18 protein-coding genes are annotated in these 20,516 nt (G+C 70.8%); 8 read left to right on the forward strand and 10 right to left on the reverse strand.

What is annotated here, in order from left to right:
* Nucleotides 1-75 precede the first annotated feature (75 nt).
* Together ACFQ6S_RS03175 and ACFQ6S_RS03180 are read right to left on the reverse strand one after the other, a co-directional pair.
* Entirely contained in the window at nt 76-1,839 is a 1,764-nt protein-coding gene (locus ACFQ6S_RS03175) for a glycoside hydrolase family 35 protein (RefSeq protein ID WP_383402631.1), read from the reverse strand.
* A gap of 80 nt (nt 1,840-1,919) precedes the next feature.
* The gene (locus ACFQ6S_RS03180) at nt 1,920-3,122 is read right to left on the reverse strand and encodes an MFS transporter (protein WP_383402634.1); all 1,203 of its coding nucleotides are present in this window, start codon (nt 3,120-3,122) and stop codon (nt 1,920-1,922) included.
* A gap of 191 nt (nt 3,123-3,313) precedes the next feature.
* Between ACFQ6S_RS03180 and ACFQ6S_RS03185 the strand changes: the two genes are divergently transcribed.
* The 3 genes from ACFQ6S_RS03185 (at nt 3,314) to ACFQ6S_RS03195 (ending at nt 5,532) form a co-directional block, all read left to right on the forward strand.
* Nucleotides 3,314-4,042, forward strand: coding sequence for a transcriptional regulator (locus tag ACFQ6S_RS03185; RefSeq protein WP_383402637.1), 729 nt, complete (start codon nt 3,314-3,316; stop codon nt 4,040-4,042).
* Complete coding sequence (locus ACFQ6S_RS03190) at nt 4,039-5,016, forward strand: threo-3-hydroxy-L-aspartate ammonia-lyase (protein ID WP_383402639.1); 978 nt, start codon at nt 4,039-4,041, stop codon at nt 5,014-5,016. The genes ACFQ6S_RS03185 and ACFQ6S_RS03190 overlap by 4 nt, the downstream gene beginning before the upstream one ends.
* Nucleotides 5,017-5,175: 159 nt before the next feature.
* A complete protein-coding gene (locus ACFQ6S_RS03195) occupies nt 5,176-5,532 on the forward strand; it encodes a cupin domain-containing protein (protein WP_383402642.1) in 357 nt (118 codons plus the stop codon).
* Nucleotides 5,533-5,553: 21 nt separating this feature from the next.
* Here the strand turns inward: ACFQ6S_RS03195 and ACFQ6S_RS03200 are convergent, their stop codons facing one another.
* On the reverse strand, nt 5,554-6,531 hold the full coding sequence (locus tag ACFQ6S_RS03200; RefSeq protein ID WP_383402644.1) for an NAD(P)-dependent alcohol dehydrogenase: 978 nt from the start codon (nt 6,529-6,531) through the stop codon (nt 5,554-5,556).
* 179 nt (nt 6,532-6,710) lie between these two features.
* Between ACFQ6S_RS03200 and ACFQ6S_RS03205 the strand changes: the two genes are divergently transcribed.
* Nucleotides 6,711-7,415 (forward strand): SDR family oxidoreductase, encoded by a 705-nt coding sequence (locus ACFQ6S_RS03205; protein WP_383402646.1) that lies wholly within the window; start codon nt 6,711-6,713, stop codon nt 7,413-7,415.
* On the opposite strand, the gene ACFQ6S_RS03210 is transcribed toward ACFQ6S_RS03205, so the two are convergent.
* Both ACFQ6S_RS03210 and ACFQ6S_RS03215 read right to left on the reverse strand, forming a co-directional pair.
* A complete protein-coding gene (locus tag ACFQ6S_RS03210; protein ID WP_383402648.1) occupies nt 7,416-8,774 on the reverse strand; it encodes a VWA domain-containing protein in 1,359 nt (452 codons plus the stop codon).
* Entirely contained in the window at nt 8,771-9,628 is an 858-nt protein-coding gene (locus tag ACFQ6S_RS03215) for an AAA family ATPase (protein WP_383404292.1), read from the reverse strand. Before ACFQ6S_RS03215 ends, ACFQ6S_RS03210 begins: the two co-directional genes overlap by 4 nt.
* A gap of 178 nt (nt 9,629-9,806) precedes the next feature.
* Between ACFQ6S_RS03215 and ACFQ6S_RS03220 the strand changes: the two genes are divergently transcribed.
* Nucleotides 9,807-10,376, forward strand: coding sequence for a TetR/AcrR family transcriptional regulator (locus ACFQ6S_RS03220; RefSeq protein ID WP_383402651.1), 570 nt, complete (start codon nt 9,807-9,809; stop codon nt 10,374-10,376).
* Between the two features lie 70 nt (nt 10,377-10,446).
* Here ACFQ6S_RS03220 and ACFQ6S_RS03225 read toward each other — a convergent pair whose 3' ends face one another.
* Nucleotides 10,447-11,757 carry an FtsX-like permease family protein gene (locus ACFQ6S_RS03225; RefSeq protein ID WP_383402654.1) on the reverse strand — a complete coding sequence of 437 codons (1,311 nt, stop codon included), beginning with the start codon at nt 11,755-11,757 and terminating at the stop codon, nt 10,447-10,449.
* 3 nt (nt 11,758-11,760) lie between these two features.
* A complete protein-coding gene (locus tag ACFQ6S_RS03230; protein ID WP_383402656.1) occupies nt 11,761-12,552 on the reverse strand; it encodes an ABC transporter ATP-binding protein in 792 nt (263 codons plus the stop codon).
* A 170-nt stretch (nt 12,553-12,722) separates the two neighbouring features.
* Here ACFQ6S_RS03230 and ACFQ6S_RS03235 point away from each other — a divergent pair, with 170 nt between their 5' ends.
* From ACFQ6S_RS03235 to ACFQ6S_RS03245, 3 genes are all read left to right on the forward strand, one after another.
* Nucleotides 12,723-13,313, forward strand: a complete 591-nt coding sequence (locus tag ACFQ6S_RS03235) for a hypothetical protein (RefSeq protein WP_383402659.1) — start codon at nt 12,723-12,725, stop codon at nt 13,311-13,313.
* A gap of 95 nt (nt 13,314-13,408) precedes the next feature.
* Complete coding sequence (locus tag ACFQ6S_RS03240) at nt 13,409-14,338, forward strand: hypothetical protein (RefSeq protein WP_383402662.1); 930 nt, start codon at nt 13,409-13,411, stop codon at nt 14,336-14,338.
* A gap of 169 nt (nt 14,339-14,507) precedes the next feature.
* On the forward strand, nt 14,508-17,627 hold the full coding sequence (locus ACFQ6S_RS03245; RefSeq protein ID WP_383402665.1) for a family 78 glycoside hydrolase catalytic domain: 3,120 nt from the start codon (nt 14,508-14,510) through the stop codon (nt 17,625-17,627).
* Here ACFQ6S_RS03245 and ACFQ6S_RS03250 read toward each other — a convergent pair.
* From ACFQ6S_RS03250 to ACFQ6S_RS03260, 3 genes are read right to left on the reverse strand one after another with little or no spacing between them, the layout of a single operon-like run.
* Entirely contained in the window at nt 17,600-18,268 is a 669-nt protein-coding gene (locus ACFQ6S_RS03250; RefSeq protein WP_383402668.1) for a lactate utilization protein C, read from the reverse strand. The two genes, ACFQ6S_RS03245 and ACFQ6S_RS03250, sit on opposite strands and share 28 nt — an antisense overlap.
* Nucleotides 18,265-19,752 carry a LutB/LldF family L-lactate oxidation iron-sulfur protein gene (locus tag ACFQ6S_RS03255; RefSeq protein ID WP_383402671.1) on the reverse strand — a complete coding sequence of 496 codons (1,488 nt, stop codon included), beginning with the start codon at nt 19,750-19,752 and terminating at the stop codon, nt 18,265-18,267. The genes ACFQ6S_RS03250 and ACFQ6S_RS03255 overlap by 4 nt, the downstream gene beginning before the upstream one ends.
* Entirely contained in the window at nt 19,749-20,504 is a 756-nt protein-coding gene (locus tag ACFQ6S_RS03260; RefSeq protein WP_383402674.1) for a (Fe-S)-binding protein, read from the reverse strand. Before ACFQ6S_RS03260 ends, ACFQ6S_RS03255 begins: the two co-directional genes overlap by 4 nt.
* Nucleotides 20,505-20,516 lie beyond the last annotated feature (12 nt).

The following is a 20,516-nucleotide window of genomic DNA, read 5'->3' on the forward strand; positions in this document are numbered from 1 at the left end:
CCAGCATAGGCAGGGAGGCGCCGGTCGGCGGGGGAGTGGCGGGTGTGGGGCCGCGCAGGTGGCGGGGGCGGGGCATCAGTCGGTCTCCGGGCCGAGGTCGGGGGCGTCGGTGAGCCGGGCGCGGGTGCCGGTCGTGGCGTGCAGTTCCAGCAGGACCAGGTCGTTGGTGCCGGGGCGCAGGATCGGCGCGGGGACGTAGAGGGTGCGCTGCGGGCCCCTGTTCCAGTAGCGGCCCAGGTGGAAGCCGTTGATCCAGGCCTGGCCCTTGGTCCAGCCGGGCAGTGCGAGGAAGGTGTCGGCAGGAGTGTCGATCTCGAACGTGCCGTGGTGGAAGGCGGGTTCGGTGGCCGTGAGCGCGTCCGACGTTGCGAACGGCACCGTGCTCAGGTCGTCCAGGGGGAGGGGGTGGCACTGCCAGTCGCGCAGGGGGCTGCCGTCGAAGGTGACGGGGCCGAGGAGGCCCTTGGGGGCGCCGATGCGGGGACCGTAGTTGACGCCGCCCATGTTCTCGACGAGGACCTCCAGCATGGCCCCGGGGTGCGGGACGCGGACGGGCAGCGTCTCGTCATGGCGTTCGCGTTCCAGTACGCCGACGGGGGCGCCGTCCACGAAGACCTGGGCGCGGTCGCCGACACCGCCGGCGAAGTGCAGCAGTCCGTCGCCCGCCGCGTCGAAGGCCGTGCGGTAGAGCGCGTAACCGGTGTGCAGACCCAGGTCGTTCATCGTCGCCGGGTGCTCGGTGCGGACGGGCTCGGCGAGCGCCTTCACATGCGTCAGCAGCGGTGCCCGGCGGCTCAACTCCACTGTGATGGGCGGGAGTTTGAGAGCCGGCGCCGGGGCGGCCCCCTCGGGCACGGTCGCGTGCCGGGCGATGACCTCGCGGAAGGCGTGGTACTTGGGGCCGGGGTCGCCGCACTCGGAGAGAGCGGCGTCGTAGTCGTACGACGTGATGGTGGGCTCGTAGGCGTGTTTGTGGTTGGCGCCGTTGGTGAAGCCGAAGTTGGTGCCGCCGTGGAACATGTAGATGTTGACCGAGGCGCCCGCGGTCAGCAGACGGTCCAGGTCGGCGGCGGCGTCGGCCGCGTCCCGCACATGATGCGGACCGCCCCAGTGGTCGAACCAGCCGATCCAGAACTCCGCGCACATCAGGGGGCCTTCGGGCTGGTGCCTGCGCAGCTCGGCCAGGTTCTGATCGACCCGGCTGCCGAAGGTGGCGGTCGCCAGGACACCCGGAAGGGAGCCGGCGGCCAGATGCTCGGGGGCGGCCTGGTCGCAGGTGAAGAGGAGCTCCTCCACGCCCCTGGTCCTGAAGGCCTGTTCGAGGTGCTGCATGTACGCCGTGTCGTCGCCGTAGGCCCCGTACTCGTTCTCCACCTGTACGGCGATCACCGGGCCGCCGGCCGCGGCCGTGTACGGCAGCAGTTCGGGCAGCAGTGCGTCGAGGTAGCGGTCGAACGCCCCGGTGAAGCGCGGGTCGCTGGAGCGCAGCCGGATGCCGGGGTCCGCGACGAGCCACGCGGGCAGACCGCCGTTGTCCCACTCGGCGCAGATGAACGGACCCGGACGCAGCAGGACGTGCAGGCCCTCGGCCTGGGCGAGCCGGAGGTAGCGGGCGAGGTCGAGGAAGCCGTCGAGGACGAGTGGTCCGTCGGGGTCGGGCTGGTGGAGGTTCCACGGGAGGTACGTCTCCACCGTGTTGAGCCCCATCAGCCGCGCTTTGCGCAGCCGGTCCGCCCATTGGTCGGGATGGATCCGGAAGTAGTGCATCGCGCCGGAGATGATCCGCAGCGGGTCGCCGTGCAACAGGAAACCGTCGGCGGACGTCGTCAGAGCGGACATGCGGAAGCTTCCCTTCGCTTCGAGAATTCGGGAGTGTCGTCGAGAGAGTGGTGCGGTGCTTCGGACGTACGGGGCATGGGTCAGCGGGGGTCGGGCGGGGCGTGGCCGGGATCAGCGGGCCGGGTGACGCGGATCAGCCACAAGGTCGCGGCCAGGCACAGGGCCGATACGGTGGCCAGGATGAGGGGGACGCTGCGGATGCCGGACCACTCGATGGCCTTGCCGAGTGCCGGGCCCGCCACCACACCGCCGATGAGCGAGGCGGCGATGACGAGGGCACCCGCCCGACGGGCCCGTGGGGCGGCCTGATGCAGCCAGGGCAGACCGGTGGGAAAGAGGGGCGCGATGAAGAGCCCCACACCGGCGTAGGCGTACGGGGCCGCTCCGGGAACCGAGGCGAGCAGAAGGCAGACCGTCATGCCCGCGCACGAGACGGCGATGATGGACTGCGGGGAGAAGCGCAGCGCGATCGGCGCGACCAGGAAGCGGCCGACGGTCATCATCAGCCAGTACGCGGACGTGGCGGTCGCGGCGGCCCCGGCCGAGTAGCCGACAATTTCCAGGTGCGTCGGCTCCCAGCCGCCGACGCCGGCCTCGATGCCGACGTGCAGGACGTAGAGGGTGACGAACAACGCGAGTACGGAGCCGAGGCCGCGGGTGAGGACCGCGCCGCCGGGTGACTCGGTGGCCGCGTCGGCCGGCTGGGGCGCCCGGTCTCGTACGCCGCGCAGGCACAGCAGCAGCGGCAGGTTGGCCAGCGCGAAGCCCAGGAACACCGCAGGGTAGTGCGCGGAGCCGACCGCGCCGATCAGGGCCGGGCCGAGAATCGCGCCGATGCCGAAATGGGCGTGGAGGATGTTGAGCATGGCCGTCGAGCGGGTGCCGAAGCCGACGGCGAACAACTGGTTGAGGCAGTAGTCGATACCGCCGACACCGAACCCGGCGAGCACTGACACGGCGAGAGCGGTCGGCCAGGTCGGGGCAAGCGCGAAGCCGGCCGCGCCTACGGCCATCAGGAGATACGACGCGCCGAGGATCCGCCGGTTGCCGACCCGGCCGTAGAGCCGGTCGAAGACCAGTACACCCGCCACCCCGCCCACGAAGTGCGCGCTGAGCCCGAGACCGGCGGCGGACGGCGACAGCCCGAACTCCTCCCGGAAGGCGGGAATCGCCGGGCCGTACAGGGCCTGGAGGACGCCCATGAGCACGAAGCCCAGGCAGGAGGCGACCACTGCGGCGGGACTGAAGACCCGTGGGTGCGAAGGTGCCGACGTCAGCGTCATGCCGAGCGATGTTACCGGTAACATCGCGCGGCTCGTCAAGGGCTTTTCACTGCCCTGCTCCGGGGCGCGTCGGTGACGGGTGGGAGGGTCGTCCGTCCTGCAGAGCTGGACTGTCCGTACAGAGTTTGGACGGGTAGTCTAGATATCGGTTCAATGGACGGGGTGCCGAGGTCGGACGGGAGGAGCCTGCGATGACGGGCGAGCGGGCTCTGGAGGCGGAGCGGGACGCGATCGTCGCCGCGCTGACGCCGGTCGTCGAGGGGCTCGTGGCGACGTTCGGGTCGATGTGCGAGGTGGTCCTGCACGACTACCGGCAGCCCGAGGAGTCCGTGGTCGCCGTGGCCGGTTCGGTGACCGGACGGGCCGTGGGCGGGGCGATGAGCGAGATCGGCATGCGAATCGTCGCGCGCGGCGACGGGGCGGGCGACGAGCTGAACTACGTCACCCGGACCCGGGGCGGCAAGCTGGTCAAGGCCTCCACGATGGTGCTGCGGGACTCCACGGGCACCGTGTTCGGCGCCCTCTGCGTCAATCTCGACGTCACCGCCGTGAGCGACGCGCAGGCCCTGCTCGGCGCCCTCGCCGGCATCGGCGGTCCTACGGCCGACGTACCGGTCACCACCTTCGGCAATGACATCGACTCCGTCGTCGACGCCATCCTCGACGCCCATCGGCTCCGGCAGAACGGGAGCTGGGCGGGTCTGGGCCGGGCCGAGCGCCTGGAGCTGTTCCGAGGCCTGGACGAGCGGGGCGTGTTCGCCGTGCGACGCGCGATCGAACAGGTCGCGGCACGGCTCGGCATCTCGCGCGCGTCCGCCTACAGCTATCTGTCGCAGGCGCGCGCCGAGGCCGGGACGACGGGGAGCGCGGCGACGGACCGGGCCGCGACCGACAAGACACCATCAGGAGGACACGCGTGACGACCACCACCCCACCGGTCACCCTCGACGACGTCCGTGACGCCGCCGCGCGGCTCAAGGGCGTCGCGCACCGCACCCCGGTGCTGCGCTCGCGCACCCTCGACGAGCTCGTGGGCGCCGAGGTCTTCCTCAAGTGCGAGAACTTCCAGCGCGTCGGCGCCTTCAAGTTCCGCGGCGCCTACAACGCGGCGTCACGTCTGACCCCGGAGCAGCTCGGCCGGGGCATCGCCGCCTACTCGTCCGGGAACCACGCCCAGGCCGTCGCCCTGGCCGCCCGGGAACTCGGCACCACGGCAGTGATCGTCATGCCCGAGGACGCCCCGCCGTCGAAGCGGGCGGCGACCGAGGGCTACGGCGCCGAGATCGTCACGTACGACCGCTACACCGGCGACCGTGTCGCCATCGCCGAGGCCCTCGCCGCCGAGCGCGGACTCGCCGTCATCCCGCCGTACGAGCACCCGCACATCATGGCCGGTCAGGGCACTGCGGCTCTCGAACTCCTAGAAGAAGTGGGGGAGTTGGACGCGCTGCTGACACCGGTCGGCGGTGGTGGGCTCATGGCCGGCAGTGCCACCGTGGCCAAGGGGCTGCACCCGGGCATTCGCATGATCGGCGTCGAACCGGAGGCAGGGGACGACACCAAGCGCTCCCTGGAGGCGGGGCGGCGCATCAGCATCCCCGTGCCGCGCACCATCGCCGACGGGCAGGCCCTGCACACACCGGGGGAGCTGACCTTCTCCGTGAACCGGCGGCTCGTCGACGAGATCGCGCTCGTCAGCGACGACGAGATCCGGGACGCGATGCGATTCGCCTTCGAGCGTCTGAAGATCGTGGTCGAGCCGAGCGGTGCCACCCCGCTGGCCGCCCTGCTCACCGGCCGCGCGGGTGCGCTGCCGCACCGGGTCGGAGTGATCGTCTCGGGTGGCAACGTCGACGCCGAGCGATTCGCCGAGCTCTGCGGGAGCCGGCGCTGAGCGGGTGAGCCCGGCTTGAAGAGGTGCGCCCCGGTTGGCAGCCCCGGATGGACGGGCGGACGATTGAGGGGTAAAAGGCCGGCCGCCGACGACGGTGTCCAGGGCCGCCGGGGAGACCGGCTCCGGCCGCGGTGAGGCGCGGCCGGAAGGGAGCGCGTCATGCTGGAAGTGAAGACGCTCGACAAGCCTGACGAACGACGTGATTTCCCCCGCGGCCACCTCGAAGCCCTCCACATGACGGACCTCGACTTCGCCGTGGCGACCTTCGAGCCCGGCTGGCGCTGGACGGAGTCCGTGGCCCCGCTCGCCGGAACCGAGACCTGCCAGATGCACCACAACTGCTACATGGTCCAGGGGCGAATGCACATCCGCATGGACGACGGCGGTGAGAGCGAGGTCGGCCCCGGCGACGTCTTCGTCTGCTCTCCCGGGCACGACGCCTGGGTCGTGGGCGACGAGCAGGTCATCGTCTACGACTTCCAGGGGCAGACGGCGAGGGAGTACGCGAAGAAGTAGCGCCCCGCCCGACCCGGCACGTCACACGGTGACGACGACCTTGGCGCGCGCGTGCTCCACCTCCAGGTACCGGATGGCCTCGGCCGCCTCGCTCAGCGGATACGTCCGCTCGACGACCGGGGCGATCCTCCCGGACTCGGCCAGCTCCCGCAGTGCCGCGAGGTTCGCCCGGCTCTGCCGCGCCGATATTTCGAGCAGTCGCTGGTGGCGTGAGAAGGGCGCCGCCAGCCGCCGCTTGATGAAGAGCCCCATCGGACCGACCACGCTCCCGCCCTCGTACACCCCGCCACCGGACAGGACGAGCGTCCCGGTGGGCGTCAGTACGCGCCGGAACTCCCCGAGCGAGTGGTTGCCCACCAGGTCCAGCACCACGTCGTACCGTGTGCCGCCCCTGGTGAAGGCCTCCTGGGTGTAGTCGACGACCCGGTCCGCGCCGAGTGAGCGGACCATGTCCACGTTCCTCGTGCTGCACACCGCCGTGACCTCGGCGCCGTACGCCTTGCCGAGCTGCACCGCGAAGGTGCCCACGCCGCCCGACGCGCCGTTGACCAGAAGTGTCTGGCCCGGCTGCACCCGGGCCACGTCGCGCAGGCCGATCAGGGCGGTGTTCCCCGCCAGCGGTATCGCCGCCGCCTGCTCGAAGGTGAGGTTGGCCGGCTTCGGGCCGACCTCGCTGTCCCGTGCGCACACGTACTCCGCGAACGCGCCGTCGGCCTCGCCGTACACCTCGTCGCCGGGCTTGAGCCCGGTGACGCCGGAGCCCAACGCCTCCACCACGCCCGCGAAGTCCCGGCCCCGCACGGGCGCCTTGGGCCTGCGGAACCCCATCATGGTGCGGCCGATCACCGGGTCGCCGTGCATGAGGTGCCAGTCGTACGCGTTCACCGAGGCCGCGTGCACCCGCACCAGCACCTCGTCGGCCGCCGGCACCGGCCTGTCGATGTCCCTGAACTCCAGGACGTCCGCCGAGCCGTACCGATCCTGAACCACTGCCTTCATGGGATCCCCCTCCGCTCCCGCCGAGCGTAGGAAATCCACCTCGTGACGGCCATCGGGGACGAACCCTGATTTTCGCCAGGGTCGGGCCCTCCCCTTGCCCTGAGGAAACCGATCGGTTTATGCTTACGGATGTGGAAACCGATCGGTTTCCGACGTGGCGAATTGCGAGGGAGAGTCCCATGACCGCCATCGAAGGTTCCGTGGCCCTGGTCACCGGCGGCAGCCGCGGCATCGGCCGTGCCCTGGTCGCGGCCCTGTACGAGCGAGGCGCGAAGAAGGTGTACGCCACCGCCCGCGATCCGCGCACCGTCACGCACCCCGACGCCGTGCCGCTCGCACTGGAGGTGACCGACCCCGCGTCCGTCGCCGCGGCCGTCGAGCAGGCGCAGGACGTCACCCTGCTGATCAACAACGCGGGTGCCTACGTGAACGCGAACTTCCTCGACTCGCCCGTGGAGGACGTCCGCCGCGAATTCGAGACCAACTTCTACGGACCGCTGCTGGTCACCCGGGCCTTCGCCCCCGTCATCGAGCGCAACGGCGGCGGCCACATCCTCAACGTCCACTCCGTGCTGTCGTGGGTCGGCCTCGCCGGCTCCTACAGCGCGTCCAAGGCCGCCTTCTGGTCCCAGACCAACTCGCTGCGGCTGGACCTGAAGCCGCGCGGCATCGAGGTCACCGGCCTGCATGTCGGTTACGTCGACACCGACCTGGCCGCCCAAGTCGACGCTCCCAAGTCCACGGCCGAGAGTGTCGCGGCCCAGGCCCTCGACGGGATCGCGTCGAATGCCTTCGAGGTCCTGGCCGACGACGTCTCGCGGAAGGTCAAGGCCGGTCTGTCGTCCGACGGCGGCGCCCTCTACCCGCAGCTCGACGCCGCCTGATCACACCGGCAGCAGCCGTGCCACCAGTGCGCTGAGCTGCCGGGCGGTGCGGCACTCGTGCATCTCGACCAGCTCGGCGTAGGCGGGTGCGGCGGAGTCGCCCGTGCCCCAGTTGGAGTGCTGCTCCGGGTTCAACCAGTAGACGCGGCGCGCCCGTTCGGCGATCTGCCGTACGGCGGGCAGATTCGGGTCGCTCATGTTCGTGCGGGCGTCACCGAGGACGAACACGGTCGTGCGCGGACCGACCGCCTCGACGTACCGCTCGGCGAACTCGCCCAGCGCCATGCCGTAGTCGCTGCTGCCGTGATAGCCGGTGAGCGTGGCCTCGGCCTCTATGCGGGCGCTGAGCCCTTCCGGGTCCGCGGTGCCGCGTTCGAGCAGCCCGGTCACCTCGTCGATCCGGTTGACGAAGGCGAACACACGCACCTTGCTGAACTGGTCGTGCAGTGCCTGCACCAGCAGCATGGTGAAGTCCGAGAAGCCGGACACCGAGCCCGACACATCGCACAGCAGCACCAGTTCGGGACGGACGGGACGCCGTCTGCGCAGCACGGGCTTCATCGGCACCCCGCCCGTCGACAGCGACCCGCGCAGCGTCCGCCGCAGGTCGATCGTGCCCCGGGAGGCCCGGCGGCGCCGGGCCGCGAGCCGGGTAGCCAGCTTGCGGGCCAGCGGCTGAACGGCCCTGCGCAACTCGGCGAGCTGGGCCTTCCCGGCGAACAGGAAGTCGACCCGGTCGGCGGTCGGGGTCACCGCACGCCGGGCGATCTCGTCCCGTCCTCTGCGCTCGGCGACCCGGCGCCGCGCCTCGGCTGCCACCAGCGCGCGGAAGGTCTCGATCCGCCGCCGGATCTCGTCCTCCAGCAGCCGGTCCGCGAACCCCGAGCTCCCGCCCTGTCCACGGATGTCGTTGCGGACGCGGGCGAGCAGGGTCTGCGGACGGAGCCGCTCCAGTGCCTGGTACGACGACCAGCCGTCCGACTCCGGCGAGGAACCGTAGCCGCCGAACCCGTCGACCGCCTCGCCCGCCAGCCGCCCCATCAGCGCCAGGTCGTCGGCGGCCAGGGCGGCCGCCAGCCGGTCGCGCAGGTCGTCGCGGCCCGCGGCCTTCTCCTGCGGGGCGCCCACACCGCGCGGGAAGTAGAGGTCGAAGACCGGGTCGAACACCTGGCGTTGCCCCGGGCCGTGCAACAGCGTCGCCGCGAGTCCCTCGCGCATCAGCTCGCGGTCCGCCAGGCCCAGCGCCTCGACCGCGTTCGCCGCGTCCACCGTCTCGCCGGTGCCGATCCGGACACCGTGCGCACGCAGCGCCCCGACGAGGGAGGTCAGCCGCTCCGCGACGCCCACGGGCGTGGTCACAGGGCGTCCAGGTCGAGTTTGGCGCCGGCCTTGAGGACGTCGTCCTGGTGCTTGAGGAGGACGCCGAGGGTGTCCCGTACGACCTTCTCGTCCAGTGTGTCGGCGCCGAGCGCGAGCAGGGTGCGCGCCCAGTCGATGGTCTCGGCGACCGAGGGCACCTTGCGCAGGTCCATCGCCCGCAGCGCGCCCACGACCCGGACGACCGAGCGGGCCAGGGCCTCGTCCAGGCCCGGCACCTTCAGCCGTACGATCCGGCGCTCCAGCTCCTCGTCCGGGAAGCCGATGTGCAGGAACAGACAGCGACGGCGCAGCGCCTCCGAGAGCTCACGGCTCGCGTTGGAGGTGAGGACGACGAAGGGGCGGCGCGTCGCGGTGATGGTGCCCAGCTCGGGGACCGTGACCTGGAAGTCGCTGAGCACCTCCAGCAGCAGGCCCTCCACCTCGACGTCGGCCTTGTCGGTCTCGTCGATCAGCAGCACCTTGGGGTCGTCGCCCCGGATGGCCGTCAGCAGGGGCCGGGTGAGCAGGAACTCCTCGCTGAAGATGTCGGTGCGCGTCTCGTCCCACGTCTCGTCGCGGCCCGCGCTGATGCGCAGCAGCTGCTTGGCGTGGTTCCACTCGTACAGCGCCCGGGACTCGTCGACCCCCTCGTAGCACTGGAGCCGTACCAGCCGCGCCTGCGCGACCTCGGCGACGGCCTTGGCGAGCTCCGTCTTGCCGACCCCGGCCGGGCCCTCCACCAGCAGCGGCTTGCCGAGGCGGTCGGCGAGGAAGACGGTCGTGGCGACCGCGGGCGAGGCGAGATAGCCGGTCTCGGCCAGGCGCGCGGAGACGTCGTCGACGGATGTGAACAACGGGGCCTCCAGCTCGGCGGCGGCAGTCGGGGCCGCCGGCGAGGCGGCGACTGCCGGGGCGTTCGGGACACGCATGTCTAAGCGCTTGTTCACCGATGATGGCACGGAGGTTCCATGGATCGGAAGGTGGTAGACCGATCGGTTTCCTCTCACCGCGCCACGCGGTAACCTCGCGGGTATGACCACCACAGACAAGGCGTCCACCAGGGACCGGCTCCTCGACGCGGCCGGTGAGCTCTTCTACCGCGAGGGCGTCTCCGTCGGCGTCGAGACGCTGTGCCGGACGGCCGGGGTCTCGAAGCGGTCCATGTACCAGCTCTTCACGAGCAAGGACGAGGTCCTCGCGGCGAGCCTGGCCCGCCGGCTGCCGACGTACGAGGCCCAGCTGGCGCCGGACACCCAGGGTGATGCCACGCCGCGCGAGCGGATCCTGCATGTCTTCGAACGGCTGGAGAAAGTGTCCGCCGAGCCCGCCTACCAGGGCTGCCCCTACCTCGCCGCGCTGGTAGAGCTGAAAAACCCGGAACACCCGGCGAGTGTGGTCGCCGGCGGGGCGAAGGGATGGATGAAGGAGTTCCTGCGCACCCGCGCCGAGGAGGGCGGGGCACGGGATCCGGAACTGCTCGCCCGCCAGCTGATGCTGGTCTTCGACGGGGCCAGCGCGCGGGCGGGAGCCCGGGTCGAGACCCTGGACGGACTCACCGTGGCGACGGTGACCACGCTGCTGGAGGCGGCCGGCATGAAATGACGGGAGCCGGCCGGCACCGCGAAAAATGCGGGACGGCCGCCGAAGCGACCGTCCCCTCCGATGGTCCGGCTCAGGAAGCCACCGCCACCGCCCCCACGGCCGGGGTCCGCAGCATCCGCCGGGCGGTCGCCAGGCTCGTACCCAGCGTCACCGCCGCCGCGACCGCGACGACCGCCGCTCCGATGCCGTACACCTCACCCGGCAGCACTCCGTCGCTGCGGACCACGGTGAACGGGACGATCCCGGCCAGCGCGGCCAGCGCACCGAAGAAGACACCGGTGAGCGTGAGGACCAGCCCCTCGACACCCACCGTCCCGAGCACCTGGCCCGGCGTCGCGCCGGCGAGGCGCTGCTGCCCGAACTCACGGGCGCGGTAACTGGTCGCCGCGTACAGCGAGTTGACCAGCATCACACAGACGAAGACCACGATGATGCCGACGACCGTGAAGTTGAGGGTCTCGAGCGTCTTGTCGTCGATCGACTTGGTGATGCCCAGGGCCTCGACGGTGTCGTTCTCCACCGCCTGCATGGTGAGCGTGGCCGTGGCCACCGCCGTGAACAGGATCAGCGACATCATGATCCCGGCCAGATGAGCCGCCCGCTCCCGTAGATTCCGTACCGCCAGCCAGCCGCTCGCCCCGTTCAGCGGCAGCCGGTTCAGCACACCCTCCAGCAGCCGAGGCGCCAGCAGCGCGAAGCCCACCGACAGCAGGATCGCCCCATAGGCCGGCGGCGCCATCAGGGCCGCGTCCGACCCCGAGAACGCGAAGGTGGAGGTGGCGGAGACCGTACCGGTGAGCAGGGCGCCGTACGCGAGGAACTTCCGTGCCCGGCCCCGCTGTCGCTGCCCCCGTGTCGCACGCCGTACGGCGAGGAAGGCGGCGCCCGCCGAGGCGAGCAGAGTGATGTCGATGCCCGTGACGAGCGCGATCGGGCCGAAGGAGTGGTCGACGGACCCGGCGACCTGCCCGCTGTCCTGGAACACCTCCAGCAGCGCCCGACCGCCCAGCATCGCCGGACCGATCGCCAGGGCCGCGCCCACCAGGGCCACGGCCACGGCCTCACCGACGACCATCCGCCTGAGCTGCGCCGGAGTCGCCCCCGAACAGCGCAGCAGCTCCAACTCCGCCGTGCGCTGACGGACGTTGACCGTCAGCGTCGAGGCGACGGCGAAGAAGACCAACAGCGTGCCGTAGCCGCCGACGACGCCCGCAGCGGTGGACAGCGTCTCCGCGCTGGTGGAGTCGACGCCGTCCTGTCCGGCCGTGTCGTGCATCGAGTTGAACGTCATGATGATCGCCGCGCCCAGGAACGCGGACAGCAGCGTCGCGAGGAACCGTCCCGGGCGGTGCCTGATCGAGCGCATGGCCAGCATGAACATCGCTCACACCCCCGCTGCCACGTCGTCGCCCAGGTGCGCCAGTCGCTCGGCCACCGCGTCCGGGGTCGGCGCGTCCATCCGCCCGGCCAGCCGGCCGTCCGCCAGGAACAGCACCGAGTCCGCGTAGGAGGCGGCGACCGGGTCGTGGGTGACCATCACGACGGTCCGGCCGTGCGCCCGCACCGCCTGCTGGAGCAGCCGCAGCACCTCACGCGCGCTGCGCGTGTCCAGGGCGCCCGTCGGCTCGTCCGCGAAGATCACCCGGGGCTCGGTGACGAGCGCGCGGGCGATGGCCACGCGCTGCCGCTGGCCGCCGGACAACTGGTCGGGGCGGTGCCCGAGCCGGTCTCCGAGGCCGACGGACGTCAGGATCTCCCTGGCCCGTCCGCGGTCGACGCGCCGGCCGGCGAGCTTCAGCGGCAGCACCGTGTTCTGCGCGACGGTCAGCGTCTCCAGCAGGTTGTACTGCTGGAACACGAACCCGATCCGACCCCGCCGGAATTTCGTCAACTCCGCCTCGCCGCCCCCGGTCAGCTCGGTGCCGTCCACCCGCACGATGCCGCTGTCGGGCCGGTCGAGACCTGCCGCGCAATGCAGCAGCGTGCTCTTGCCGGAACCCGACGGCCCCATCACCGCGGTGAAGGTGGCGCGCCCCAGCCCGAGCGTGATCCCGTCCAGCGCGGTCACGGCACTGCCGTGCGCACCGTAGGTCTTGGTGACCTTGACCAGCCGGAGCGCCTCGGCGGCGGGCCCCTGGTCGTGCGTACGCCGCGAGCCTGCTCGAAACATCGTCATCACCCTCCGTCCGGCACTCCCTGTGCCCTGCCGACGAAGCTACGGAGCCGGCGACGGGACCACATTGGGCGCAGAACCCGTATGGGCGGGTGTACTTGGCGACACCATCGAGGGGGGTCCGACGCCCGCGACCGGCGGCGATGTCAGTGGTGAGCTGTACCTTCCGACGCATGGGGATCTATCTGGTAAGTGTCGGTGCGCAGGAGTGGTTCGGCGAGGAGGAGGACGGGCGTGGGGACGTCGCCACCGGCCTGAACGAGGAGTTGGAGCGGCGCGGACTCGCGCCGTACACGAGCGTTCCCGAGGAGACGGGCTTCGCACCCGGCTCCGGGACGGCCTTCGAGGAGAAGCTCGTCCCACCGATGGACGGCTTCGTCGCGCTGTGCCGGGCGCACCTGTCGAAGCCGGAGGAGGAGCTGCTCCTCGGCTGGACGGTGCTCGTGCCGGTGTCGCTGGACGAGGTGATCGAGTTGCCCGTCGAGTCCGCCTACGACCTGACGACGACCGTCGCCGGTGCGCCGCAGGTTCTCGCCCTCACGGAGCGGCTGGCGGCTGCCGTGGACCTGCCGTCGGACGAGATGCCGGCGACGTCCGACAACCTCGAGCTGACCGCCTGGTTCCTGGACGGGCCGGCGAAGCGGATCGCGGCGGCCCGGCCGGGACGGTGGGGCGACGACCTCGACGCGGCCTTCTACGCGGCGGTGTATCTGCGCGCCGCCCAGCACTCGATACGACGCGGCTGCCCGATCGTCTACTCCTGACACCGGGCGGCGGTCGCGGGTCCGTGAAATCAGTGACCGTACTGGTGCCTTGGGAGGCTTCCCCGCAGAGGGCCGATGCCGGTACAGGTGTGGCCATGACGGAAAACGGGGGACGCCGCCGGACCTGGTGGCGGGGAATGCGGGAGTCGGTCCAGGGGGCGGACACCGAGCTGTGGCCCGAAGGGCTGATGGAGATCGTGCCGGACGGCTTCGACCGTGACTATGTGCAGTTCGGCGCTCTGTATCCGGAACAGCAGCTGCAGTTACAGCTTCTCTACGGGGCCTCGCAGAGTGCCTTCGAGCGCCGGACGCGCGTCTCCGCCCGGGTCACCGTGGTGCGGGTGCTGGGCAACGCCCTGAGCGACTCACGGCTGCGTGAGGCCGAGCCGAACGCGCATCTGACCGAGTATCTCGACCAGGAGATCGCCGACTTGAGGGGCCGGCTGGCGCAGGACAGTGCGACCGCCGTGAGCCGGGGCCTCAACCTAGGGCTCGCCATGGGCTCGGCCGCGGGACTGGCGCTGCTGGTCGTGCCGCTGCTCTGGGGGGTCGACCTGCTGGGCGCCCTGGGCGTGACACTGAACTGCACCAACCGCTGGAGCCTGCTGGGCGCGGTGCTGTGCGGCGGCGTCGGCGCGTTCGGGGCCGTGCTCAGCGTGCTGGTACGGCTGCGGGGCAGTGCGGACCAGCTGGCGCGCCGGCAGACCAACGGGCGGGAGGGCATCGTCGTGCCCGGCCAGATGGCCCGCAGCATGCGCCATGAGGGTGTGTACCGGGTGTGCGTCGGCTGGATCCTCGCCCTCGCCGTCTACTTCCTGCTCAGCGGCGGCATCGTCACCGTCTTCGAGCCGCCCGCCACCACGAGCGATATCTGCCCGGGAGCGGGGAGTCCGGGATCGGGCGCCGCGGGCACCGATTTCTGGGGCTTCTGGTGCGCCATCGGCTTCGTGGCGGGCTTCAACGAGCGATGGGCCTTCGGCATCCTGAGCCGCGACTCGACCAGAAAGCCGAGCAAGAACAGCTGATTCCGTTTTTGAACGGTTTCAATTCCCCTTCTGTGACTGGGGAGTTCTGTTGGATTCTGCAAGGTATTCGTCCTGATCTAGGCATAGACACCTCTCACTTCTGCCACTAGCTTCAACCGTCGTTCGAGCTGAATCGTTCCAACTTCGAGCAGCCGAAAGGGACTACGGCATGAACGACGGAGTCGACAGCACGAAGGGCAGAGGGGTGCGTCGCAGGACCGTGCTCACCACGGCACTGGGCGCCGCACCGCTCGCCGTGGCGGGCGGGATCATCGGCGGCGGGCCCGCGACGGCCGCACCCACCTCGCAGCGCACCGCCGTCGAGGGCCTAACGGTCGAGCACAGAACGAACCCCCTCGGCGTGGACGCCGAACACCCGAGGTTCGGCTGGCGCATGGCCTCCCCGGTACGCGGCCGCCGCCAGTCGGCGTACCGCATCCTGGTGGCCACCGCCCCCGACCGTCTGACCCCCGCCCGGGCGGACGTCTGGAACAGCGGCCGCGTCACCTCACCGGATTCGGTCGCCGTGCGCTACGCGGGCCCCGCCCTGCACCCCGCCACCCGCTACCACTGGACGGTGACGGTCTGGGACGAGACCGGCCGCACCGTACCCGCCGCCCCCACCGCCCACTTCGAGACCGGCCTCCTCGGCACCGACGGCATCGCCGGCTGGGACGGCGCCCGGTGGATCAGCATGGCGGACAAGCAGCCCAACACCCCGGGCGCCCCGCTGCTGCGCCGACAGGCACGTCTGACGGGACGCCAAGTAACCGCAGCCCGGCTCTACATCACCGCCCTCGGCGTGTACGACGCCTACGTCAACGGCCGTCGTGTCGCCGTACCGCAGGGCGACGGCACCACCCACGAGCTCCTGACCCCGGGCTGGACCAACTACGACAGCACCGTCAACTACTTCACCTACGACGTCACGGACCTGGTCGCGGGGGAGCGGCACCGGGGACAGGTCACCCTGGCCGCCGTGCTCGGCAACGGCTGGTACAACGGCCGCGTCTCCGAGAACAGCACGTACTACTCGGCCGACGGCAACCGCCTCGCCCTCAAGGCCAAACTCCTCATCCGGTACGCCGACGGATCCGGGCAGACGATCGTCACCGAGACCGGCGGGGACTGGAAGGCCACCGACACCGGCCCGTACCGCGCCGACGACATCTACGACGGCCAGACCTACGACGCCCGCAAGGAACTCCCGGGCTGGACGGCGAACGGATTCGACGCCTCCGGCTGGGCGGGCGTCAGCGAACACGACTTCGCCTCCAGGTTCCCCGCAGGGAAGCTGCTCGCCTACCCCGGCGAGAGCGCCCGTCTGATGCCCGAGTGGGACCGCCGGCCGCACTCCATCACCGTCTACACCGGTGTGTCGGGCCAGGCCGGCAGCCCCAACGGCAAGGGCCGCATCGTCGTCGACCCCGCCCGCACGGTCACCGACCCGGCCGCCGCGGCCACCACACCGGTGACCCTGCGCACCGGCGACACGGCCGTGATCGACCTCGGCCAGAACATGGTCGGCGTGCCCCGCTACACCCTGCGCGGCCCGGCGGGCGCCCAAGTCGTCCTCAAACCCGGCGAGATGCTCAACGACGACAGCGACGGCGCCGACGGTCCCGCCGGCTCGGTGTACCGCGCCAATCTCCGAGCCGCCAAGGCCACCAGCACCTATGTCCTCAAGGGCGATCCCGATGGCGAGACCCATCAGGACTCGCTGACCTTCTACGGCTTCCGCTATGTCTCCGTCACCGCTACCGACACCGTCACCCTCACCCGTTTCACCGGCCGGGTCGCGACCTCCGCCCTCCGTGACATCGGCACGATCACCACCGACGACACCGACGTCAACCAGCTGATCAGCAACGTCCGTTGGGGCCAGCGCGGCAACTACCTGTGGGTGCCCACCGACTGCCCGCAGCGCGACGAACGCCTCGGCTGGACCGGCGACACCCAGCTCTTCTCCAACACGGGCCTCTACAACGCCGATGCCGTCAATTTCCTCAGTCACTTCGAGGACATCCTGATCGATTCACAGAAGACCTACGGACAGGACGGCGCCCAGTTCACCTGGGTCGCCCCCGGCTCCCGCTACAACCAGCCGATCCCCGCCAGCGGTTGGGCGGACTGCGGGGTGGTCGTGCCCTGGACGGTGTGGCAGATGTCCGGCGACACCACCGTGGTCGACCGCAGCTGGGCGGCCATGACGAAGTACATGGACTGGATCCGCAAACGCACCGGCGACACCTACGCCGGACAGGGCGCGATCTTCGGCGACTGGCTGGCCTTCCAGGACACCAGCACCCAGCTCATCAGCGACCTCTACTACGGCTACAGCGCCCGGCTGATGGCGGACATGGCCCGTGCCACCGGCCGCACCACCGAGACCGGCACCTACGAGGATCTCTTCGCCCGCATCAAGCGAGCCTTCGTCACCAAGTACCTGGTCACCGATGCCGGCGGACAGGTGTCCGTACGCTCCAGCCTCGGTGACGCGCCGCCGACGGGTGGCAAGACGGAGGACAACAGCCAGACCGCCCTGCTGTGGGTCCTCAAACTCGGCTTCCACGAGACCGAGGCCCAGCGCCGCCAACTGGTCACGCTCCTCGCCGACAACATCGGCAACGACGAGGCCTACAAGGAGGCCCACCCCGGCAGCACCCGCGTGAAGTACGCCGAGAACACCCTGTCCGTCGGCTTCCTCGGCGTGAACGTCCTCGCCCCCGTGCTGACCGACGAAGGCCGCGTCGACCTGGCGTACAGACTGCTCCACCAGGACGCCATGCCCTCCTGGCTCTACTCGGTGCGCAACGGCGCCACCACCATCTGGGAGCGCTGGAACTCGTACTCCAAGGAGGACGGCTTCGGCCCGGTCGACATGAACTCGTTCAACCACTACTCCTACGGCGCGATCATGGAGTGGATGTACGAGAGCATGGCCGGCATCGCCAAGGACCCGGCCCACCCGGGGTTCCGGCACTTCTTCCTCAGGCCCCATCTCGACCCGACCGGCAAGGTCACACGGGTCGGCGGCGCCCATCTCTCGCCCTACGGCGAGATCGTGAGCGAGTGGCACAAGGGCGACCGGAAGCTGACCTACCGGGCCGCGGTGCCCGCGAACAGCACCGCCACCCTCTCGCTTCCCACCGCCGATCCGTCGACCGTCCGTGAAGGCCGGACGCCCCTGGCCGAGGTCGAGGGCGTCGAGTACCTGGGCTTCACGGACGGCGTCGCCTCCTACCGACTGCCCTCCGGCCGCTACGCGGTGACGTCCGCGCTCGCCTGATCGCCCACCAGCACCACCTCCAGGGTGCGCGGACCGTGCACCCCCTCGACCCGGTCCAGCTCGATGTCACTGGTCGCCGACGGACCGGAGATCCACGTCAGCGGGCGGGCCGGGTCGAGGCGTTCGAGGGCCTGCGGGACGGACGACACGACCTGCTCGGGAACCCGTACGACACAGATGTGGTGGTCGGGGACGAGAGTGATACGGCGGCGGCCCTGGTCGGGGGAGGCGTCGAGGACGATGGTGCCGGTCTCGGCGACCGCCACGGCACACGCGGTGACCACGCTGTCGACCTGGTCCAGTTCGTGCGGGGTGCTCTCCACCCGGTCCTGGATCCGCTCGGAGTCGCTCTCGGCGAGCCACCCGGGGTCCAGGCCCGGCGGCACGAGCACCGTCTTCGCACCGCGCGCCGCCAGCATTCCGGCGATCGTCACCGCGAGATCGGCAGGGGTGCAGCGATGCACGATCGCCCGGTAGTCCGCCAGATTCTCCGCCAGCAACTCGACCGTCTCCGCGACACTCCGCTCCCCGTGCTCGCGCAGATAGTCGCGCGGAACAGCCTGCTCGTACGCGATGTCCTCGTCAGGCACGTCCGCGAGGGCGCGCCGCACCCGGCCCAGAATCCGTTCCCTGCTGCTCACTTGGCGCCGTCCTTTCCACCCTGTGTGCGCTGCCACCAGTCGCGGAAGGGTTCCGCCGGTACCGCCGGGAGATCGCGGCTGCCGCTCCACGCCTTGCCGGGGCCGGGCAGCGACCGGGGATGGACGCGCCGGGTGCGCGAGGCCAGCCGCTGCCCCGTGCGCAGGACGCCCGGGTGGCCGAACGCCCAGCGTGCCGCCCGCATCGCCGCCCGCTCGGCGGCATGTCCCTTCGCGGGCTTCAGCACCACCTTGTTGCCGTTCGTGGTCACCGGCCCGCCCTCGACGACCCGCTCCCGCAGATGCACCAGCACCTCGGGGATGTCGATGGCGACCGGGCACACCTCGTAACAGGCGCCGCACAGCGACGAGGCGTACGGCAGTGAGGCGTCGATCTCGCTGGTCACGCCGCGGAGTTGAGGGCTGAGGATGGCTCCGATCGGGCCCGGGTAGACCGAGCCGTACGCGTGCCCGCCGGCCCGCTCGTACACCGGGCACACATTGAGACACGCCGAGCAGCGGATGCAGCGCAGGGCCTGCCGGCCGACCTCGTCGGCGAGGGTGTCGGTGCGGCCGTTGTCGAGGAGGACCAGATGGAAGTTCCGCGGCCCGTCCGCCGTCCCGGCGTCCGTGGTACCGGTCCACATGGTCGTGTACGGGTTCATGCGCTCGGCGGTGGAGGAGCGGGGGAGTGTCTGGAGGAACACCTCCAGGTCCCGCCAGGTGGGCACGATCTTCTCGATGCCGACGACCGAGATCAGCGTCTCGGGCAGGGTCAGGCACATCCGCCCGTTGCCCTCGGACTCCACGACCACCAGCGTGCCGGTCTCGGCGACCATGAAGTTGGCGCCGGAGACGCCGACCTTGGCGCGCAGGAACTTCTCACGCAGGTGCAGACGTGCGGCCTCGGCGAGTTCGGCGGGCGTGTCGGTCAGGCCCTCGGGCGCGGGGCGGCCCCACTCGGCCATCTCGCCCCGGAAGATGTCGCGGATCTCGCCCCGATTGCGGTGGATGGCCGGGACCAGGATGTGTGAGGGCCGGTCCTTGCCCAACTGCACGATCAGCTCGGCGAGATCGGTCTCGTAGGCGCGGATGCCCTCGGCCTCCAGGGCCTCGTTCAGCCCGATCTCCTGGGTGGCCATCGACTTGACCTTGACGACCTCCGACTCACCGGTCGCCTTGACCAGATCGGCCACGATCCGGTTCGCCTCGTCGGCGTCGGCGGCCCAGTGGACCGTGCCGCCCGCCGCGGTGACCGACTCCTCCAACTGCACGAGATAGCGGTCGAGATGACGCAGCGTATGGTCCTTGATCCGCTTGCCCGCCTCGCGCAGCTCCGCCCAGTCGGAGACCTCCGCGACGGCCCTGGCCCGTTTGGCGCGGATCGTGTGTGTGGCGTGGCGCAGATTGCCCCGCAGGGTCGTATCGTGCACGGCCTTGTGCGCGGCCTCGGGAAAGGCCGGCATCCCCAGATACGTCCCGCTCATACGGCCGGTTCCTCCTCCGTGCTCGCCAGGATCTCCGCGATGTGCACCGGCCGCATCCCCGTCCGCAGCCGGGACATGGTCCCGCCGATGTGCATCAGACAGGAGTTGTCGGCCGCGCACAGCACCTCCGCCCCCGTCGACTCGGCGTTGCGCACCTTGTCCGCACCCATCGCCGCCGAGACATCGGAGTTCTTCAGGGCGAAGGTGCCGCCGAACCCACAGCACTCGTCGGCGCCCGGCAACTCCGCCAACTCCAGCCCCTTGACGGCCTCCAGCAGGCGCCGGGGACGGTCGCCGAGTCCCAGTCCGCGCAGTCCGTGGCAGGTCGGGTGATAGGTCACCCGGTGCGGGTAGCAGGCCCCGACATCCGTCACGCCCAGCACATCCACCAGGAACTCCGTCAGCTCGTACGTCTTCGGCACCACGGGCGCCAGCGTCGCCGCGAGCGTGTCCCCGCGCCCCTCGGCCCGCGCCCGCTCACCCATCCGCGGATACAGCTCCCGCACCATCGCCCCGCACGACCCGGAGGGGGTGACGATCGCCTCGTACTCCCCGAAGACATCGGAGAAATGCCGCGCCAGCGGCTCGGCCTCATGCCGATAGCCGGTGTTGTAGTGGGCCTGTCCGCAGCAGGTCTGGTCCATCGGGAAGTCGACCTCGACGCCCAGCCTGGTCAGCAGCTTCACCACGGCGCGCCCCGTGTCCGGATAGAGCGTGTCGTTGACGCAGGTCAGGAACAGGGCGACACGCATCGCGGCTCCTTG

It is taken from the genome of Streptomyces sp. NPDC056479, from assembly GCF_042795335.1.
GTDB lineage: Bacteria > Actinomycetota > Actinomycetes > Streptomycetales > Streptomycetaceae > Streptomyces.

Excerpts from the sequence above, each read along its gene's own strand:
- ACFQ6S_RS03175 (WP_383402631.1), bottom strand. The coding sequence starts at position 1,839 with ATGTCCGCTCTGACGACGTCCGCCGACGGTTTCCTGTTGCACGGCGAC.
- ACFQ6S_RS03180 (WP_383402634.1), bottom strand. The coding sequence starts at position 3,122 with ATGACGCTGACGTCGGCACCTTCGCACCCACGGGTCTTCAGTCCCGCC.
- ACFQ6S_RS03185 (WP_383402637.1), top strand. The coding sequence starts at position 3,314 with ATGACGGGCGAGCGGGCTCTGGAGGCGGAGCGGGACGCGATCGTCGCC.
- ACFQ6S_RS03195 (WP_383402642.1), top strand. The coding sequence starts at position 5,176 with ATGCTGGAAGTGAAGACGCTCGACAAGCCTGACGAACGACGTGATTTC.
- ACFQ6S_RS03200 (WP_383402644.1), bottom strand. The coding sequence starts at position 6,531 with ATGAAGGCAGTGGTTCAGGATCGGTACGGCTCGGCGGACGTCCTGGAG.
- ACFQ6S_RS03205 (WP_383402646.1), top strand. The coding sequence starts at position 6,711 with ATGACCGCCATCGAAGGTTCCGTGGCCCTGGTCACCGGCGGCAGCCGC.
- ACFQ6S_RS03220 (WP_383402651.1), top strand. The coding sequence starts at position 9,807 with ATGACCACCACAGACAAGGCGTCCACCAGGGACCGGCTCCTCGACGCG.
- ACFQ6S_RS03225 (WP_383402654.1), bottom strand. The coding sequence starts at position 11,757 with ATGTTCATGCTGGCCATGCGCTCGATCAGGCACCGCCCGGGACGGTTC.
- ACFQ6S_RS03230 (WP_383402656.1), bottom strand. The coding sequence starts at position 12,552 with ATGACGATGTTTCGAGCAGGCTCGCGGCGTACGCACGACCAGGGGCCC.
- ACFQ6S_RS03235 (WP_383402659.1), top strand. The coding sequence starts at position 12,723 with ATGGGGATCTATCTGGTAAGTGTCGGTGCGCAGGAGTGGTTCGGCGAG.
- ACFQ6S_RS03240 (WP_383402662.1), top strand. The coding sequence starts at position 13,409 with ATGACGGAAAACGGGGGACGCCGCCGGACCTGGTGGCGGGGAATGCGG.
- ACFQ6S_RS03245 (WP_383402665.1), top strand. The coding sequence starts at position 14,508 with ATGAACGACGGAGTCGACAGCACGAAGGGCAGAGGGGTGCGTCGCAGG.
- ACFQ6S_RS03255 (WP_383402671.1), bottom strand. The coding sequence starts at position 19,752 with ATGAGCGGGACGTATCTGGGGATGCCGGCCTTTCCCGAGGCCGCGCAC.
- ACFQ6S_RS03260 (WP_383402674.1), bottom strand. The coding sequence starts at position 20,504 with ATGCGTGTCGCCCTGTTCCTGACCTGCGTCAACGACACGCTCTATCCG.